We start from the raw sequence: 18,041 nt of genomic DNA, 5'->3' as shown, positions 1-18,041 counted from the left end.
AAAGCGCCCTAAATTGCAGATGCAATGGGACGTACGCGACTTATTTCGCAACAAAGCGTCTTAAGTGAGTCAGTTGAAATGAGACGATAAAACGAGCATGTACAAAAATGCACAAACCGTAGAGCACGATGCTCAGTCTCAGTCAGGAGCTAATGTCCTGTGGGTTATTGTTAAAAGCAATCTGCTTCAACAATATGAGATAACAGGTGAAATGAATCACTGTCTCAGTCAGTTACGTCGCGTGTAAATACGGACGAAAGTTGAAAAAGCTTTCCAGTCTCTTAAAGACCGCGACACGTCTCAGAAAGCGATTTAAGGGCGGTGTAGTTCCCGTGTGCTTATCTTACTTGAAGTCAAGATGACGCTAAAATATCCCTGTTCGAAATGAAAAGCAAGGATCAAATAGTGCAATGATGATCGTGTATAGGGTTGTTTTTGGAAGAAAATCACGTTTTGCAGTGGAAATAAAGGGGCCTCGCAGCATGTGAGGCCCCTTTGGGTTAGTGCAGGTTGAGTTTGGGACTAGCAGACATGCACTAAAACTTGGGTGTGGGTTTTTAAAGAGCTGCAATGAGCATACAAATTAATTAAAGCCCAATCAATCAAAATCAATTTGGCTGATGTAATAAAATTATAGATTCAAGCCATAACCATTAAAAAAAATGAATACAAATCTTGAAGAATTAGGTGTTTGGATTGGATTAGCACGAAGAAATAAAAGCTTACTGCAAAAGCATGTTGCTGATGCATTAGGAGTCACCACGCAAGCAGTTAGTAGTTGGGAAAATGGAAAAAGTCTTGTATCTCCAAAGTATGCAAGTGAACTTGCTGAAATGTTAGATCTTGATATAAATATCATTTTGGATCCTAACAAGTTACCTCGAGGGCGTAGTTACGATGTACCTATTGTTGGTACGGCTGAGTTGTTAATGTTTAATCCAAAGCGTGAAAAATATGATGATTTTTACCTTCGAGATGAAAGAATTGATGTTCCTAGTTCTGTTTGTAGAAAAGCTGGGGAGGGATCATTTTTGTTAGCGTACGTTGTTAAAGGTTACTTAATGGAACCTGTTTTAAAGGATGGATCTATTGTTTTAGTTGATGCTAATCAGTCCTTTAATGTTGTAGATGGTGCAATGTACGTTGTTAGACATTATGACAGTATTAAAATAAGGTCACTTTTTTCTAATGGGCCGAAAAAAATTCTTCGTTGCTTTAACCCTGAAATCACTGATGAGCTTGTAGATTCAACAGATAAAAATTTCACTATTTTAGCCCGTGTTCTCTGGAGTTGTTCTGAGCACTAAGCTTCTTACAGACAATGAATACACATATCCACAGCGTTTTATAATAATCTATTTTTTCTATATTATTTATAATAGTATATGATCTATATACGTTAGATATTTTCCTTTTAACTCAATGAGTTCCAATCCATATGGTGACTTTTTTTTAGTGTTAATGATCTTCTTTTTAGTTTATGGCCACTAAAACTTAGTCGCAAAGATCTTATCTTTAGTTTTATTGATCTTATTTTTAGTTTTACGGCAACCGTTTTTTAGTCTTTCCTGTGGATGGTAACTCTTTTTTAGTGTACATTGTTCATATGACCACATCTTTTTAGTGTTAGCATTATTATGAACTCTTCACGTCAAAATATAACCACTGAATTTTATAAGGAATTACCTCAGAACTTTTTTAAGAAAAGTCATGAACTTATATTTAGTCGTCTTGATTTAACTGCTAGGGAACATGATATGTTAGCTTTGTTCCTTTCTCGCTTACATAAAGATCACTGGAGTGATTATCAGGCAGGTAAGGATGTGCTCGCCCCTCAATACACTTTCCATTCCGATGTGCTTAAAGATTGGTTTGGCATTTCTTCAAAGCAGTTATACCCTACTCTTAAACCGGTAGCAGAAAGGTTATCGGGAAGGAAAATTGGTTTAAGTAATGATGAAGTGGAAATGTTCGATTTCTTACCATTGTTTGCACGTGTGACTTATAAATCAGGATCATTGTCTATTGTACCGAATGCTGAACTTATGACTGCTTATTTAGCTCAATCAGCTGGTCATGCTCAAGTTAATCATAAATCTTTCAGAGCCTTAAAGTCTGAACATTCTAAACGCCTATACGCGATTCTTTCTCGTTTTAAATCACCCGGCACAAAATTACATCCTCAGTCGATAACGCAACTTCATGGCTTGTTTGGTCTTCTTGATGAAAGAGGAAAGTTGTCAAAAAAAAGTTATACGAATAATAAGGTTTTCATTGAGAGATGCATTAGAAAGCCTATTACCGAGATGATGCAATGCCCAGAGATTTTTTCTGAACTTGAATTTTTAATTGACGAAAAATCAGGAAGTTATGGTTATAGACCAATCCAAAGAGGAAGAAAAATAATTCAATTGGAGTTTCTTTTTCGATGGAAAGTTAGTGATAATAAAGGTGAAGCAGCATATAGAAAAAAATTAGAAGAAGAGCTGGTTCCTGATAATCCCATGCTGATTTTAGCTAAGGATGCATATCATGTTGTCATGTCTTATCCACTCAAAGGGGAGTTAACAGCACATCAAGCACTTGCGTTGAAGACTGTTTTGGAGGGTATTCTTCTTCTTCCTGAAGACATGCCTTTTAATTCTTCGTTTATGGCTCGTTTAAAAAAAATGGACTTCGACCTTTAAGGTCACGTTTTTTTAGTCCTTTGCTCTATATGACTTAATTTATGTGACCTTAAAGGTAAATAACCACCACAGTTACTATAAATTATGCCGACCATGTATTTTTGATAGGAAGCCTTCTTGTCTTGCTGATGTGTAGATTAGAGATGTCGCGTTGTGAATACTCTGTTGAGAATGGAATTTCTAAGTGTCATTTTTAGAAGAGATGACAATTGAATTGAAGAAAATAAGCATCATTGTAAAGGTCACATAAATTTAGTGTCGTAACTAAATTTATGTGACCTTTTTTTGAAGTAACCAGAAATTCTATTGAATCTTATTGAGCGACTATTACTTTGACCTGTACGGTCAGGTAGGTCATGTCTAGTAGACTATTTAGACCTTGCGTTTACCTATACTGATTAATTTTACCACTAAATGGTAAAATTTACTTGATTGTGGTTTTTTAATGTTCTATTGTTAGCTAAACATAAGTAGGAGGTATTTATGACACTTATTGAAATGATCGGCAGCATTGCCGACAACATGAAGAAAGAGCAAACTAATCTTGAAGATGCGTTGAAACAGCAATTAAGAGTTTCTGTTTCAGATCAAGATATGATCGATGGTGTTGATCGACTTATTTATAATCACTGTAAGAATAAAACGGAACTTCGGGATTTAATCGGGGGTTCTAAACCAACATTTAATAAAAAAATGAAAGAAGTCGTGGATGATGGCTTGATTTCTGAGCCGATCTACCAGAATAGATCTCATTTATACACTAATGAGCAAATTCATGTACTCCTTGATTACTTTAATTATCCTAAGTTTTCTGATAATCATAATTCCAAAGTCGTTACAGTAACAAATCATAAAGGAGGTACGGGGAAAACAAGCACTACTCTTGTAATGGCTACCGCAACAGCCCTTGATTTAGATCTAAATGCAAGAATATGTGTCCTCGATCTTGATCCTCAAGGGTCAGCAGGACAAGGGGTTGTGCAGATAGCTGATGATAGTATTTACGTAACAATGACGGATTTACTATTAGCTGAATACGAAAAAGATAATGAAGATAACCCCGTAAATATCCTACTTGAAAATGGCTATTTATTTGAAGATATTGTAAAGGCTTGTCCATTTTCTACTCATCTTTCTAATTTGTCGGTAATCACAGCGTTTCCAAATGACGAGCGTTTTGTTGATCGCTATTGGCAGTTAGGCGAAAAAGAACAATCGTTGTTATTACAAAAATTTAAGACAGTCGTATTGCCTATTTTGCAAGAAGAATTTGACCTTATTTATATAGATTTACCACCACAAGATAGCCCAATAACATGGTCTGCTCTTGAGGCTACAAATTGCATTCTTGTTCCTATAACTCCTCGTTATTATGATTATGCTTCAACATCAAACTTTATGAGCAATCTACATATTCGTTTGCAAAATTTACCATCAAAGGGCGGCAATATAGAGTGGTTAAAAATGGTAGCTGTTAACTATAATGAAAACAGTAAGCCAGAATATCATACCGTTCAGAAGCTTTTACGTTCAGTCCGAAATCATTTATTTACGCAAACTATTGCCCATAGTGATGCGTTTACAGCTGCTGCTGAATTGGGAAGAACAGTTTTAGACATAAAAAAATCTGAAGAAATATGCACTCCTCATCAATTTGATCTTGCAGTAGATTCTGTTCGTTTGTTTTACAGTCAATTTAAAAATGAACTCGTTGCATTGTCAGCGAAGTAAAAGGAAATAGCTATGTCAGAAATTAGAGGTTCCAAGAGAGGAAATCTAAATGTTAGATCTGGTTTGAGTTTGCATTCAGGGCAACAGATTAAAAAGAATATTCAGTTTGGTTCTAGTGTATTTTCCGCTAGACATGTGGTGATAAAAGCAGAAGACGTAAAAAAATCAACAGTAATACATAGCCTTAACGTACGAGCTCAAGATTCACTGTCACTTGATTCAGTAAGGGATATTTTTCCTGATGTATTAGCAGAAGGAATTAAACAAGAGGGAGTTGCGTTTTTTAACATCACAACAAGTCAATACGAATTATTTGATGGTTCACGTCGGCGTTTCTGTGCTATTGAAGCACAAAAAGATTTACCGTTATGGGTTCTTGATAAATTACCTGAACCAAGTGATATAAAGGCATACATAGACCTCACTCAAAAGGTTAAGATGTTTTCTTGGCGTGAACAAGGGCGTTCATATATTAATTTCGCAAGCGATAATAATATAAATAAAGATGATTTTGATGCTATAGGAAAAAAGTTAGGTGTAAGTAAAGAAACTGTGCGGAAAAAAATCCAAGCGGCAAAAATTGCCCCTAACTTAATAGGCTCGCTTCCAGACTGTGAAGGAGTACCAACAAAATTTTATGGCTCGCTTGCAAAGATTGAGCGAACATTAAGAAAAAATAATATTGATTTAGATGAGTTTTTGACGAAAGCAAAAGAATCATTCAAATCAAATGAAGAAGATATTTTGCAAGTTCAATTAGCTATGCTCGATAACTTTGTGAGCGTTCTTGAGAATATCCTCTCTAAACCGAAGAGGAAACAACCGAGAATTGAGAATCTAGCTGAGTTTGATTCGAGAAATAAGTACGCAAGAATGAATGTTAGCCCTGATGGGCGGAAGGCAAAGTTCGAATTTTCATTTTTAACAAAAGATGAACTATTTGACATTGAAATGTTTGTAAGAGAGCGGTTGAGTAATAATAAATAAAATTATTCACCAACAACTAAAAGCACCCTAAGTTGTTAAAATTCAAGAGATTTACTACTTACCATTAATGAAAACAAGGGGGGTTGTTCATCAATGTCATATGTTCCCCTTTTACCCTTTCTGGATAGGGCTTTTCCCTTGGGAAAAACCCTTCCCTTGATAACCCTTTCCCCTTTGGCGCAGCCTCCCCTTTTTGTTGCAGTGTATTGATTGCTGTCCAAAGGTGACGGATGCAAGGGATAGACTGGAATTGAGTGTTTATTGTATTGAAAAAAAGAGAGCCGTTGTTGGCTCTCTTTTTGTTTTACGATGACAAATCAATCATCTCGTGTTGGCAGGTTTGGCACTCAAGTATCGTGACGCTTTGCTCTCGTGAGTATTGATTATCTGGTCCAAATGTTCCCCTCTCTAAAAAAGGGGGATCTTCGTTTTCTGGTACATCAAGAGCATGTAATGTGCCAGTCTCGCCGCAGTTGATGCAATAGTTCATGATGCCTCTCCTGTGAAAAAAATACACATCACAAATATTTCTGGGTCAGCATACAACTCAGGGTGCAAATAGACATCGACGATACAGCCTTGCACGTCCATCACCATCAGCGCCCATAACGTATTGTCTTCACCACAGTAATAGTGAAACTCACGATACGGCTCTGGGTTGGTTGCCGGTGACACAAAGAGTCCGCCTGACGTTCTCCGCTCAATCAATGTGATCAATTGAGGTTGCCACGCCAGTGCAGGCCGATGCACACGTTGTAAGTGACACACTTGCGCCAACATCGAATGGGACAAGGCGAGGTGTGTTTTTAACGCATCACACGGTGGTAAAGTCGCAAGTTGCATAGACAATGCCTGGTAAACCATTTCTGAGTTTACTTTGCCGTCATTATCAAAATGCAGTTCGCTTTCACTGGCCATGTTATCCTCTAGCCAAGCCATAAGTTCGGTGAGGACGTGGTTCATGTTTTTCATTGTTTGCTCCAATTTAAATCAAAGGGAGCGTACCGGGAGGCAAGCTCCCGGTTAGGGTGAAAAATTACAGGCGTATATCACGCATGGTCTGGGCGAGGACATTGAGCGTTAACTCTGTACATTGCTCCAAATCATGTTGTGTTGGGGTTGGGTTGTTCTCTAGCAATCGAGATAACTGCTCTGGATAAGCGTTACCATAGAAAAGATACAGCTTGTCAGGCTCCTCTAGGGAATACTGCTCCAGATAGCTCTCGGTCACAGGAATGATTTGCTCCAATACCCAAGTAAAAAACTCCATATCGCCACCATGTGAGACTTGCTCAAACAGCACGTGGTTGTTTTCGTGATAGGGAAACCCCTCTTTAAAATACGCAAGGGCTAAGGCCGCCCCTTGCGTGATGGTTTGTGTCATTGTTTGCTCCTATTGGTTAAGTAAGAGCACTTGAGCCTAACAGGGCAACAAGTGCCCTGTCGGGGGATTAACGGTGTAGAGTCTGCTTAAGTAACGATTTTGCGAGCGCCACTTCGACACTGTCGCCATCGCTGTTTAGCACATCCAATCCGTTTTCTGGCATTTCACCAGAGGTTGATTGAGTGACTGCAATCTTCTTGGCCATTAAGGTTAAGCACGTCATTTGCGCACTGCCTTGGTAGCCAAGAAAATTGACGTCCACATCGTTTTTTTGACCAATACGCCAACTGCGTCTAGCTGCTTGCATCAGGGTATAGACGTTGTAGCCGGTGTTGGTAAAGACGATGGACGGGAACTCTAAGAGGTCGAGGCCTGTTTTTACCAATTCAGGATTGGTGATAAGCACCTCCATCCCTCTATCCACTTGCTCCAATATCCAATCTTCGCGGTCTTCGGTTTTCACGCTGGCGCGCAAGATAGCGCATTTCAATCCCTCCGCGCTCAGGAGCGCTTTGAGTCTTGATGCGGTGTCTCGTTTGCCGGTGTAGACGGTATAAACCAAAGTCCGCTTCCCGTGCGCTTGATTGGCTTTCACCATCTCAATGAGCTGCTGCTCTTTGGGTGTTGGTGTCTGCTCATCAAACAATGCAGGAATGTAGGCCAGTGTCTCGCCAGTACGAGGGTGTTTCACCACCTCATCGCGAAACGCACAATCTGGCCATGCCAATAGTGCATTCATGACCACACCTAGAAGCGTTTGGTCACCCGCTACCAGCGCTTTACGAAGTCTGAGCATTAAATCTTGCTCCATGGCGTCATAGTGCATTTGCATCTCTGAATCCATCTCCACCTCAATAAAGTGCTCTTGATAGTCGGGTAAGACACCCTCGCCCATCTCTTTGAGTTTGACGAACACCGTATACGGCAAGACATATTTCGCGACCCCGAGCGGCCCAAAGCCAGGTGCACGAGTTTGACTGACTCGTACATTTTTGCCTTTGGCCGTTTTGTGGTTCGCCTCGTCCGTCACTTTCATGATTTCTTTGATGATGCCGTGCTCTTGTGAAAATGCGAGCGCGGCACTGCCCAGTTTGCCACGATGATAACGGTAACCGTCGTTCATCATGATGCTCGGCATGGTGCGCCACAAAAGATAAAACAAATCTTCAGCGTAGCCGCCCATCAAGGTGCCTGTGAGTAGCAAACATTGTCTTACCGAACTGGCTAACACTTGCATCGCTTGCCCTTGGGCTGCGCCTGCGTTTTTGTATTCGTGCGCCTCATCGATAACCAACCAGTCAAAGAACCCGTAAGGGAAATAACGCTTAATGAATTCACTCGCCTGGTAATCGCCCTGCCCAAACGCAAATTGCGTCTTTGCGAGTTTTCGCTCTATCCGCTCTGCTTGTCGCTCATTAAAGACAAATTCCCCCTCGGCATCGAGTAAGTTCACCAACTCATAGATATTGTCGGTCAATGCTTTCGCGAGCACTCTCTCTCCAAATCCGTCCAACAAGCGCCCTGCGGTGACTTTGCCAATTGTTGGTAGAGTCTGCAGCGCGCGTGAGACGGTTTTGGTTAGGTTGTCGTCTTGGCGCTGTCGTTTAAGAGACCAAAGTGCGCTGTGGCAATGCTCACAACGTAACTGCTGGTCAAGTGGAAAATGACTCGGTGCTATGAGCTCGCCTTCTTCATCTTTGACCAGTTGACCACAATCAGGGCAACTGACAAATTTGAGTAAGGCAGTTTGCGCTCGAAGTCCATCATGACCCAAGGTCCGTTTTAGGGTTTTGGTTTGGTAAGCTGGTTGCCAGTGGTAACCCATGCGCATCCGAACTCGCCCCAGCACCACATACTCTGGTCCATCATGCTTTGCCGCTTCTCGAAGTTTAAGCAGAGAAAGCAACGTATCCGGTCCATTGAGTACCCATACCTTCGCGTCTGGCACAGTATCGAGAATTTCTCGACGCCATTTGTAGACCAGGTGTGGGGGTGACAGTACTAAAAAGCGCTGTGCTTTTCCCTCATGATAAGCAATGGCGGTTGCCGCAATACCCATCATCGTCTTGCCCGTGCCCATTTCCCCGTTGAGTATGCCTGCTGGGGCGTGCTCATCGAGAAGTAGGGTAGCGATGGCTTGTATCGCTTCCGCTTGTGCGTCAAACGGTGTCCGTTTAAGCGAGTGCAGGATGCGCGTTCGAGCCTCACTCGGTGATTGGTATCTCGCCGGATGCGCCGCTTCAATGTTAGACAAAAGCCCCTCACCAAATAGGTCGATGAAACTGTGCAGAGATAACACATTATCGCTGGTTGTCTCCGCCATGGTTTCTTGTGGGTTAAGTGAGCTCATGCGTACACCTCCTTATTAAGAGGCAGTAAGCCTTGTTGCAACAAATCACTGATTAACGTTTCAATCTCTTCAATCGGTAAATCAATCCAATACCCATGAAGACCATAAGACGGTAATAACGTGATGTGCGCTCGTAACCTGGGTTGCAGCGCGCTTTCCCATTCATCCAGCAAGGGTAAATGACACAGTTGTTTGAGTGTTGGCCAAAGTGCAATCCAAGGCAGAGGCTCAGTACTGAGCACCGTCATGGATTGACCACTTGGTTTTTGCACATCCGGGTGAAACAACCAGGTATGCACCCATTCCCCCACCTCGGTAAACTTAGGTAGTCGAGTGGTGCGTTTGGTGAGCATTTTTGCTTGTGCAAAATCGAGCACCAATTTATCCCCGTCAGGGAGGGTGACGGTCATGACGCGCAGTCCCCCTTCGGCAAGAGGCAGTGTTAAGGCGGCAAAAAAATGCTGCATCACGCCATCTCGTCCCCAGACAGACAAAAATTGCACCAGTCCCGTGGTAGAGGTGACAACGGCATCCAGATAGAGGCCGTTGTCGAGTTCGATTAAAGAACGGTTAATATCGACATTCATGATGAAGGCTCCAAAAAAAGAAAGGCGCCTTCCCGTTAGGAATAAGCGCCTAACGGGCAAACACACACAAGGGCATGCTTGGTCTATTGAATGATAACGATACGACCAAAGTCCTCACCTGGGGTGAGGTCGATGGCGCGTATCAAGGGTTGAAATTGGTCAATCTTGGTGGTGATGGTTTGATGCTCATCGATACTGGTCATAGTGCGCTGCACTTTTTGAGTGCCCCCTTTAACTAATAGCGTTCGCAATCCATCATTACTCACCACCTTGCCAGCAATTTGCCCCGCCGCGAGCGACAAAGACAAATGCCAAGGTGATAACCGCTTGAGCGGTCTTGGTACTTGTTGACGTTGCAAAGGATTAAACTGCATGGTCAAACTTGGCCAAAGACCTTGATGCGTTTGAAACGCTTGCTCAAGTTGTGTGGTATCGGGCCGAACCATTTCAAAGCGAAAAGGACGGTGATTCACCGGTGATACGTTCATCGTTGTCGCCGCTTCTATCGGACAAGGCGCTCCCTGCCCGATGGCCACCAATTGCTCAAAGAGACAATCTCGCTCTTCTTGGTATTGCGCGCCACGTCGGTCGGATTTTTGACCGAGTATCACCACTTGTTTAAAACGGTCGGTACTGGCCGCAAACACTTGCACACAATGCAAGCGCTGCGCTAAGTAACGACTGAATGCAGGTGTCAGTGACGGGTAGGGGGCAACTAAAACCAACACTCCCTCCGTTTTTAACGTCGGCAAACAGCGTTGAGTAAATTGCACTTCTAACCGCGCCATTGAACGTGATGCATTGTCCATTTGGTCGGTGACCTTATCGCCATAAGGCGGGTTTAAAAATAGCACGCTTTGACTGCCAGCCCCGATGAGCGTGTCGAACGTATTGCTACGTAACACATTATCGAGGGTGAGGCTCGCCATGATGGCTCGCTCCGTATCTAGCTCCACGCCGTAGGTGTGAACCTGGCATTGCGGTGCTTGTGCTATGGTGCTGGCTAAGAGCGTTAATGCTTTGCCCTCGCCACAACACGGGTCGAGTAATCGATGCGTGCCTGGCTTTAACCACAGTCGCTTGGCAATGGCTTGTAGCGTGGCGGTATCTGTGGGGTAATAACCATCCTTAAGGTAGTTATGTGCCACACGTGGGTGCATTATTGCCATCAGTTGACCTCCTCATCGAGACGGATACGAGTCCAGTGCTGCGCTTTTGGCTCAAATCGCCATACTCGCTCCCCATCAATCAAGCGTTTTAGGTAAGTCAATTGACGCCCCATCACTTCACGGCCGACTTCTGGGGTGAGTTTCACCACATCGCCAATTTGAGCACCCAGTGGCCACAACTCGCCAAAGAGGGCTGAGACATCATCAACCGGTTGTGCCGGGGTTTGACGTTCACTGCGCTGAATGGCTTGAGCTTGACGCTCTTCGGCCAACGGGTCTGACTCTAACGACTCTTCTGGGACTTTCCCTTCTTGATAATCGTTGAGCCAAATTCCACTGAGCTCGGCGCGAGTTTCAATCACAACGCGATGCTCTGTTTGATAGCTGCCTGAAAAAATGCGTTTTACCCCAAAAGTGCCTTGATAGGTACCTTCGTTGTATTCATCGAGCATCGCATCTCGAATCGCAAATTTTCCCAGTTCACAATCTAACGTGGCCACATTGAAGTCGCCATAGCGACCGGTGACCGTTTTAATGGCTAAAGAGCCGGTAATTTGGACCATAACGGTCTCCTTGAAAAACAAGCAGACCTTTCACCGAAAGGCACTGCTTCGGTGAAAACCCAAATAAGAATGAAACGGTTATAACCAACCACGCTCTACAAAGGAGGTGATGCTCTCGCCCACAATAAAGTGGTCAAGGACACGCACATCAATAAGCGCAAGCGCATCGACTAATTGACGAGTAATGCGTCGGTCGGCTTGACTCGGGGTACTGACCCCGCTTGGGTGGTTATGAGTAAGCAATATGACAGCACTCGCGTTCCAGGTTAATGCTCGTTTGACCACTTCACGGGGATAAACGGCTGCACTATCGATTGAGCCATAAAACAGCACTTCGAATTTGAGCAATTGATTTTGCGTGTCTAAAAACAGCACCGCAAAAACTTCTCGCTCTAAGTCACGCATGAGTGTGGCCAGCGAACGCCGGCACGCCTCTGGTGAGGTGAGTATCTCGCCACGCTTGAGTCGGTCATTAGCCATCTCAAGGGCGATATCCATTAGTTCATCCGCGGTGACGGGATGGCTGAGTTGGTAATACTCGCCAGGCGCTTCTCGTAATTCGACCAGTTTTCCTTGGCCGTAAGAGGGTTGATAACAAGTAGAATAAGACATAGTGGATGCCCTCAAGAAAAAAGGGCACCCAATGAGGGATGCCCCTCATGGGTGAAATGACCTAACGATTAACAGGAGCGAAACTCATTACTGAGGATCACACCTTGTTGTCGAAGGTGACTAATTTCTGACTGAGAAAGTGTCTCTGACAAAGTTAATGGCGTTGAACTGCGAAGCACCAATCGTGTTTGTAAACGACCGTCTAAGGCAGTGGTTCGCCAAGGGGTTGCATAGTGGAAATCGTGTTGTATTGAGATGGGTTGAAAATGAAATTCAGTCACTTTCTTCCTCCTCAAGCATGATGACCAATATGGGCTGTTGTTTCTCTGATGTATCAATGCGAGCGACTAACGTTGCTGGACGATTGACATAACAGTTTGTGGTTGTAGGTGGTTTACAGACCGTGAACGAGACTTGTGCTGAATGCGGCGCTTTTCGCGCGGCACGACGCACTTGTCGAAGTAACTGAATGGTCAGTGCATCTTTATCGATGTTGATGGCCATATCAGAGACGTCAATGACGGTAAACCAAGCGTGTTGTGACATCACGACGTGAGAAAAATGAAAACCGACGGAGTGTGCTGGTTCAGTGATATCAATGAAATCTGCTGAATTGGCGACCGACGGGGTAACAAATTGCCCGAACGTTGAAAGTACAGTTGGTTGCATCCGATTGTTCCTTAAAAAAAGGGAACAATTTTCCTGTGGGAATATTATTCCCTACAGGGTTGCAGTTGAAGCACCGTAAGACGGTGGGTTAGCTCATGGCTAACGAAGTTGAAGAAGCTTTCCAGCCCAAAGGCCGCGACACGTTTCAGAAAGCGATTTAAGGGAGGTGTAGTTCCCGTGTGCTTTGCACTATAAGTCAGTGCATAACTTTTGTTCGCGATCAGAATAGGGTAGAGCAGGGGAGTCTGTCAATCGTCATTTTTTGTGCAGATCTTCAAGACGAGCAATTTAATGGCAATGCTTGTTTCATCTTAACTGACCATAACCTTGATCGTGTTATACACTGCTAGACAAAATCTGCAATGGCAGGATAATACGGCACAAATGCATTCAATCTATAACGCTCATGAACGATAAAGCAAGTGTCATTATTGATAGACAACTGATTAAGAGATTAATTCGACAAGAACTCGAGCCAACATTGTTGAATATGGAGTCACAACCAGATCTCTCTTGGGTTATGCCGATGGTGAAAGATGAATTATTTAAAGCCGTTTTAGCACACACGAACGGTAACCAATCAAAGGCGGCGCGAATTCTAGGTATTAACCGTGGTAACTACACAAAAAAAATTCAGAGAATCAAACATTCAACGACCGAACTCCCTAAGTAATGGATAGCCAAAACAAGCATGTACGAAAAAACGGATAAACTTTGCCCCAATTGTTTTCGCTGGTTAAGACTGAACCAGGAGAATGAGTTTTTTTACTGCCCTGATACAATTAAGTGTCGATTATCTGCCCCAAGAATAGGTGTTGATGCTCCAAAGCAACATAGTATTGGTTTTTTAAAAGAAGAGCTTATTTACCAAAAGAGCAAGGCGAAAGCTTTACAAGACCTTCCCCGCATTGAAAGGTTGAAAGAAGCGATAGCTAGGTTTGGTTAAAACTAGTGATTGCTGGCTGTTTAAGATGCAAAGATCACATTCTTATTTCATTCTTATAAGACAATATTTTTAGAGCGTTGAGCCTGAAAACTCATGCTCATTTGCCTTTAGTAAATTACGAATTTTGTGAAAATCGTCTATTGTAAAGGTTACAGTGTCATTCTTTTCTTGCTCATTCAACCATCTTTCAAACATGTCTCGTTTCAAAATATCGGTTTGCGGTGATGCTGAGCCAGTTTTTTTGAATACATTAGCTGTTGGATGTGTAAACACGACTACAGATAACAGTGGCCAATTGTTAACATTCGCTGATGTAAGCATCTCATTTAAAAGAGATATAGTTCGCAATGATTGAAGCGAGGCATTTTTATATGTATTACGTTCTCCTTTGGAGTTTATCTGAGTCCAAGCTTTATCATTGCTGCAATACACTTTTCCAGAATAGTGCTTTACTTCAACAACAATTAAACCGACTTGAGGCATAAGTACAAGAAAATCAATTTCAAAATTTTTCTTTTGAAAAAGAATATTTTTAGTCGTTATATACCCATTGATCACTCTTCCATTGAGACTTTGAAGCGATGATTTCATCAGTTGTTCTCCGTGATCCCCTGCTTCTTTTCTTTTATGTTCAGATTTGTTTAATGGGTTTAGATCTGAAATATCCGGAATATCCCATGAACCATATGCATTAGTTGATTTATCTGATGAACGCAGATCATCTTTCTTTGTTAGAGCGAATACTAGAACTGCAATAGCACACGCTACGAAAGGTCCTGCTAACGCAAAGGCAACGATCGCTGCAAGTATTGTTTTTTTTAACCTCAATTTTTAATCCCGACTGTTCATAAAATAACGAGTTATTAAAATTATCTTTAAATAAGCAAATAATACACTGTCCCAGCACCAATGTGAAAGTGGTTGCAAGCATTTCAATAACAGAGTAATTTACGTACATAAACTGATGATTCACCGATAAATCTAGGAGGTTGTGATGTTACAGTTCATGAAAAAATGGCATCAAGCCTTTAAAGAAGATAAAGCGGTGCGAGATGCTATTGAAGCAGAATGTGAGTTAGAAGCGAAAGACCAAGAAAATCAGTCAGCCAAATATCGTTTTATTGAAGCTTTATCAGAAGCTTCTGAAGAACATTATGAAGAATGTTGTAGAAGAGGTTACCACTAATAAGTGGTAACCATGTAGTATACTATTTTTTCTTCCCTGCGGACTTTCCTGCAAATTTTGTCGCAGTATTTAGAGATAAATCAAATCCTTTCTGGGTGTTCTGGTTCACTTTATCTAAAGCACTATCAATCCCCAATGCGTTCACTCTGTATCCCGCAAAACCCAATAACGCAAACCACACCGCCGGCATCATGACATAGAGTATGATCATGACGAGCTTTAAGATCGTATCATCCATGTAGTTAACTACACCGGTAAGCGGGTTTAAATTCTCATTCAGCTTGTAGAGTCCTTCGATAAGCTTGCTGTCTAAGCTTCGGCACAGTTCCCACCAAAATGTTAAGAACATCAGTCCAGAATAAACCAACGAGAGCGACATTAAGGTGCTAATGTTGTACGCACTGATCGTCAGCACTATTGGACTGGCTATGATTACCGCGCTCATTAAGACCGCTTGTAGCATCGGCATCGCTTGTCTTACGACAAAATAAGCAGGGCCCGTTAGCACGCGTCCGGCTTGCACTCCCACAAAACCAGCACTGGCGTTCCAGAATTCTTGTCCTGCCATATGAACCGCTGTTTTATCAAGCGTATAACCAAAACCCCGAACGATGCGTCCATTGGCTTGCTCGACACTCAGCACGCGCTCAACCAACATGTCAACACGCTCCCCCTCTGACACCTCTTGACCTAATACGCGAGCAAAGAAACCGTTGGGTTTTCTGACTTCGCTTGCAATCTCAGGATAATGCTTGGCAACATCGTTATAGATGCGCCATTTGATCCCCGCCGGCTCACCAAAACGGTTCTCATCGACCGAATCCCACCATTGCTCACAATAAGGATAGGCGGCGGTCGTGTCGATTTCACTGTTGCCGTATTTCAGTTGGATGGGATCATCACGACGAGATTGGTAAGGCACAGTATAGACAGCGCGCTCAGCCTGAATAAAATTGTAAGAAGTGGCTTGCAAAAGATTGCCCAATTTCAAAAAATATTCCCCGCCAAGCCAGTTAGCCTGTTCAAAATCGCCAGGCATAATTTTTCCCTCACGCGCGGCTGATTTCATTGCAGCGCGAGCGCGAGTAAAACACTGATTATAGAACGCAGTGACCTCATCACGCAGCGGCTCACTGGTGATGTGGGTTTGTTGTAGCTGTAGTAGCGAGTTTGAGACGTTGTAGTGACACGGAATACTCGATACCGCTGCATTGGTGATACCTTGCGATAAACTATGCCAGAGCGCCCACCATACGGGCACTGAGACTCGCTCGCCGTTAAAGTCACTCAAATTGCTGTTGGTTGCCCCAGAGCTAATCCCTACGCCACATTGGTTACTGAGCTCTTGGTTCATCACCAGTGTATTCACCTTGATAGGGATAATCGGAAGGATTGAGAAAACGCACACAAAAAACGCGAGCATTTGTTTCGTCTCGATGCGATTGAGCCCCAGCAAGCCTTTGTTGCCCTCATCTTCCCCCTCTTGGAGAACTTCGACCCACACTTGGAAAACGATGATGCACATCATGAACACCATGATGTTAGTCTGATTAAGAATGACCATCAGCTTGTTGGCAATATACCACCCCTCAAGGGTCATGATGGCGGAAAGAGGATCGTTGACTACCATAGTGTGATTGCTCCTGACCAAGTTAAAAAGATAAACAGTTCGTTAAAGACAGCGAGCACTACAATAGGTACAAAGTGTCGTTTTTGGGCTTTCATAAACAAAAGGCCATAGGTGGTACTGCGAAAAAGCATCATGGGTACGCTGTAGGCGTGGCTGATCAGTACCCTCTCATCGAGAACGATGGTCAGAGCGACGCCAATCAGCAATAAAGCGAGCAGCAAAAAGGCGCTAACCCATCTTGATGTCCGTGGTTTGGATTGAGTGGTCATTACTGGTTATCCTGTGTTGGGTTTAATTGTTGACGTAAGAGCACCGAATCCACATCAGGGGTTGTCGGAAGTTGGGCTGAGCGGGTTTGCTGGTATTGGCTAACAACTTGGGTGGCGGTTCGACTACCAATCGCTTGTCGGGTTTGAGCTTCAAATTTCAACAAGTCAATCTCTTTTTCAAGTAGTCCAACGGCTTGATTGATCTCATCTTGTGCCAATTGGTGTTGAGCCAGATTCACCTCATATTTTCCAGTCAGTAATGCTCTTCGAGCGTGTAAGGCTTTTTCCATGCTGTGTGAGATAGCCAACTCTGAGGCAATACGGGTAATGTTGGCATCATCCACACGGCTATCAACCAGAGCATCGATGAGCGGTTGCGGAAAATGAGGACTCTCTTGGCCTTTTGCGATAGCCAAACGCAGCTCTTTCTCTAGCTCCATGGCTTGCTTAGTGATCCCCGCATTCAAGCCGATACCCGCAGTGGCACTGGTTTTACTTTTATCCATGCCCGTTTGGGTCGAGCGACTGCCAATCACCTGAGTCAGCCACGTTGACATTTCATCGGCGTTGTTCCAGTAACGGTAAATCCCCTCTCTATTTTTGACCTCTTGATTTTTAGCCAGCATCTCAAAACCGACAATTGCAGCATCTTTAGGGGCATTGAGTGGCGGTTGATTACGCCCCCCGTGCGAGCGGCCTCCCACCCAAGTGATACCGTTGTCGCCCATGTCATTCATGGCCGTCTCTTTGGCTTTGACCGCATCACCACTTTTTACCGCTTGTGTCCACGCTTGAGCACGCGCTGCAGCGTTGTAATCACTCCCTTGAATGACGCCCGCCATCGTTTCGGTGATGCTTTCACAAGATGTCTGGCCATCATCAAAGTCGAACTTGCCTTGCAGCACGCCGTTGGTCAGCATGTCATAAAGGCCTGGATCTCTTTTTTGGATGAAGTAGCCTGGTAAGCTTGCGACCGCTGAGGTGGCATTACTGAGCATGTCGCCCATCATGTCTTGATAACCATCGGTTATACCGTTGAGTTGGTTTTTGATGGTGACTTTGGGATCAAGTAAGCCACACTGCAGATTCATGTCCCAACCCACACCAAGGGTTTTGGTTTCAATTCGGTCTTGACGAGTGGATAAGGAAATGACCGGACCACCACCGATAGCGTAATGCAGCACATCGGTACCGGCATGGACCGAAGAAAAAGTCACAGGAAGAGCGCTGGTTAATGCCAGCGCTAAAGCACATCGTTTCATTGCGATTGT

General features: G+C 43.5%; 22 protein-coding genes. 8 read left to right on the top strand and 14 right to left on the bottom strand.

Features of this window, described 5'->3' with window-relative positions; all coding sequences use genetic code 11:
- Positions 1–97 precede the first annotated feature (97 nt).
- The 5 genes from DZ860_RS24460 to DZ860_RS17025 all read left to right on the top strand — a co-directional run bounded on the left by DZ860_RS24460 (position 98) and on the right by DZ860_RS17025 (position 5,405).
- Complete coding sequence (locus DZ860_RS24460) at positions 98–247, top strand: hypothetical protein (RefSeq protein WP_165862925.1); 150 nt, start codon at positions 98–100, stop codon at positions 245–247.
- A 415-nt stretch (positions 248–662) separates the two neighbouring features.
- The gene (locus DZ860_RS17040) at positions 663–1,307 is read left to right on the top strand and encodes an XRE family transcriptional regulator (protein ID WP_120033710.1); all 645 of its coding nucleotides are present in this window, start codon (positions 663–665) and stop codon (positions 1,305–1,307) included.
- A 330-nt stretch (positions 1,308–1,637) separates the two neighbouring features.
- Complete coding sequence (locus DZ860_RS17035; protein ID WP_120033708.1) at positions 1,638–2,687, top strand: replication initiation protein; 1,050 nt, start codon at positions 1,638–1,640, stop codon at positions 2,685–2,687.
- 483 nt (positions 2,688–3,170) lie between these two features.
- Entirely contained in the window at positions 3,171–4,418 is a 1,248-nt protein-coding gene (locus DZ860_RS17030) for a ParA family protein (protein WP_120033706.1), read from the top strand.
- 12 nt (positions 4,419–4,430) lie between these two features.
- Positions 4,431–5,405, top strand: coding sequence for a ParB family protein (locus DZ860_RS17025; protein ID WP_120033705.1), 975 nt, complete (start codon positions 4,431–4,433; stop codon positions 5,403–5,405).
- Between the two features lie 304 nt (positions 5,406–5,709).
- On the opposite strand, the gene DZ860_RS17020 is transcribed toward DZ860_RS17025, so the two are convergent.
- From DZ860_RS17020 to DZ860_RS16975, 10 genes are all read right to left on the bottom strand, one after another.
- Complete coding sequence (locus tag DZ860_RS17020) at positions 5,710–5,895, bottom strand: hypothetical protein (RefSeq protein ID WP_120033703.1); 186 nt, start codon at positions 5,893–5,895, stop codon at positions 5,710–5,712.
- Positions 5,892–6,377 carry a DUF957 domain-containing protein gene (locus tag DZ860_RS17015; RefSeq protein WP_120033701.1) on the bottom strand — a complete coding sequence of 162 codons (486 nt, stop codon included), beginning with the start codon at positions 6,375–6,377 and terminating at the stop codon, positions 5,892–5,894. The genes DZ860_RS17020 and DZ860_RS17015 overlap by 4 nt, the downstream gene beginning before the upstream one ends.
- A 64-nt stretch (positions 6,378–6,441) precedes the next feature.
- Positions 6,442–6,789 carry a hypothetical protein gene (locus DZ860_RS17010; RefSeq protein WP_120033699.1) on the bottom strand — a complete coding sequence of 116 codons (348 nt, stop codon included), beginning with the start codon at positions 6,787–6,789 and terminating at the stop codon, positions 6,442–6,444.
- A gap of 67 nt (positions 6,790–6,856) precedes the next feature.
- Positions 6,857–9,139 (bottom strand): SNF2-related protein, encoded by a 2,283-nt coding sequence (locus tag DZ860_RS17005; RefSeq protein ID WP_120033697.1) that lies wholly within the window; start codon positions 9,137–9,139, stop codon positions 6,857–6,859.
- A complete protein-coding gene (locus tag DZ860_RS17000) occupies positions 9,136–9,726 on the bottom strand; it encodes a hypothetical protein (protein ID WP_120033695.1) in 591 nt (196 codons plus the stop codon). The genes DZ860_RS17005 and DZ860_RS17000 overlap by 4 nt, the downstream gene beginning before the upstream one ends.
- 83 nt (positions 9,727–9,809) lie before the next feature.
- Positions 9,810–10,895, bottom strand: coding sequence for a DUF6094 domain-containing protein (locus DZ860_RS16995; protein ID WP_120033693.1), 1,086 nt, complete (start codon positions 10,893–10,895; stop codon positions 9,810–9,812).
- Positions 10,895–11,458 carry a DUF3275 family protein gene (locus DZ860_RS16990; protein WP_120033691.1) on the bottom strand — a complete coding sequence of 188 codons (564 nt, stop codon included), beginning with the start codon at positions 11,456–11,458 and terminating at the stop codon, positions 10,895–10,897. Before DZ860_RS16990 ends, DZ860_RS16995 begins: the two co-directional genes overlap by 1 nt.
- Positions 11,459–11,536: 78 nt before the next feature.
- Entirely contained in the window at positions 11,537–12,070 is a 534-nt protein-coding gene (radC, locus tag DZ860_RS16985) for a RadC family protein (protein WP_120033690.1), read from the bottom strand.
- A gap of 68 nt (positions 12,071–12,138) precedes the next feature.
- Positions 12,139–12,351, bottom strand: coding sequence for a hypothetical protein (locus tag DZ860_RS16980; protein ID WP_120033688.1), 213 nt, complete (start codon positions 12,349–12,351; stop codon positions 12,139–12,141).
- Positions 12,344–12,739, bottom strand: a complete 396-nt coding sequence (locus DZ860_RS16975; protein WP_120033686.1) for a hypothetical protein — start codon at positions 12,737–12,739, stop codon at positions 12,344–12,346. Before DZ860_RS16975 ends, DZ860_RS16980 begins: the two co-directional genes overlap by 8 nt.
- A gap of 406 nt (positions 12,740–13,145) precedes the next feature.
- Here DZ860_RS16975 and DZ860_RS16970 point away from each other — a divergent pair, with 406 nt between their 5' ends.
- The gene (locus DZ860_RS16970; RefSeq protein WP_120033684.1) at positions 13,146–13,412 is read left to right on the top strand and encodes a helix-turn-helix domain-containing protein; all 267 of its coding nucleotides are present in this window, start codon (positions 13,146–13,148) and stop codon (positions 13,410–13,412) included.
- A gap of 18 nt (positions 13,413–13,430) precedes the next feature.
- Positions 13,431–13,685 (top strand): hypothetical protein, encoded by a 255-nt coding sequence (locus tag DZ860_RS16965; protein WP_120033682.1) that lies wholly within the window; start codon positions 13,431–13,433, stop codon positions 13,683–13,685.
- A 69-nt stretch (positions 13,686–13,754) separates the two neighbouring features.
- On the opposite strand, the gene DZ860_RS16960 is transcribed toward DZ860_RS16965, so the two are convergent.
- On the bottom strand, positions 13,755–14,513 hold the full coding sequence (locus DZ860_RS16960) for a nuclease-related domain-containing protein (RefSeq protein WP_120033680.1): 759 nt from the start codon (positions 14,511–14,513) through the stop codon (positions 13,755–13,757).
- 166 nt (positions 14,514–14,679) lie between these two features.
- Between DZ860_RS16960 and DZ860_RS16955 the strand changes: the two genes are divergently transcribed.
- On the top strand, positions 14,680–14,871 hold the full coding sequence (locus DZ860_RS16955) for a hypothetical protein (RefSeq protein ID WP_120033678.1): 192 nt from the start codon (positions 14,680–14,682) through the stop codon (positions 14,869–14,871).
- Positions 14,872–14,893: 22 nt separating this feature from the next.
- On the opposite strand, the gene DZ860_RS16950 is transcribed toward DZ860_RS16955, so the two are convergent.
- Genes DZ860_RS16950 through DZ860_RS16940 form a run of 3 tightly spaced genes read right to left on the bottom strand, consistent with a single transcriptional unit; the run spans position 14,894 to position 18,032 of the window.
- On the bottom strand, positions 14,894–16,501 hold the full coding sequence (locus DZ860_RS16950; protein ID WP_120033676.1) for a conjugal transfer protein TraG N-terminal domain-containing protein: 1,608 nt from the start codon (positions 16,499–16,501) through the stop codon (positions 14,894–14,896).
- Positions 16,495–16,770 carry a hypothetical protein gene (locus DZ860_RS16945; RefSeq protein WP_120033674.1) on the bottom strand — a complete coding sequence of 92 codons (276 nt, stop codon included), beginning with the start codon at positions 16,768–16,770 and terminating at the stop codon, positions 16,495–16,497. Before DZ860_RS16945 ends, DZ860_RS16950 begins: the two co-directional genes overlap by 7 nt.
- Positions 16,770–18,032: an integrating conjugative element protein gene (locus DZ860_RS16940; RefSeq protein ID WP_120033672.1), complete on the bottom strand. Its 1,263-nt coding sequence runs from the start codon at positions 18,030–18,032 to the stop codon at positions 16,770–16,772. Before DZ860_RS16940 ends, DZ860_RS16945 begins: the two co-directional genes overlap by 1 nt.
- Positions 18,033–18,041: the final 9 nt, after the last annotated feature.

Source organism: Vibrio sinensis (assembly GCF_003605645.1).
Taxonomy (GTDB): domain Bacteria; phylum Pseudomonadota; class Gammaproteobacteria; order Enterobacterales; family Vibrionaceae; genus Vibrio; species Vibrio sinensis.
The sequence above is the reverse complement of the archived record's forward strand: the minus strand, read 5'-3'. Positions and strand labels throughout refer to the sequence as shown.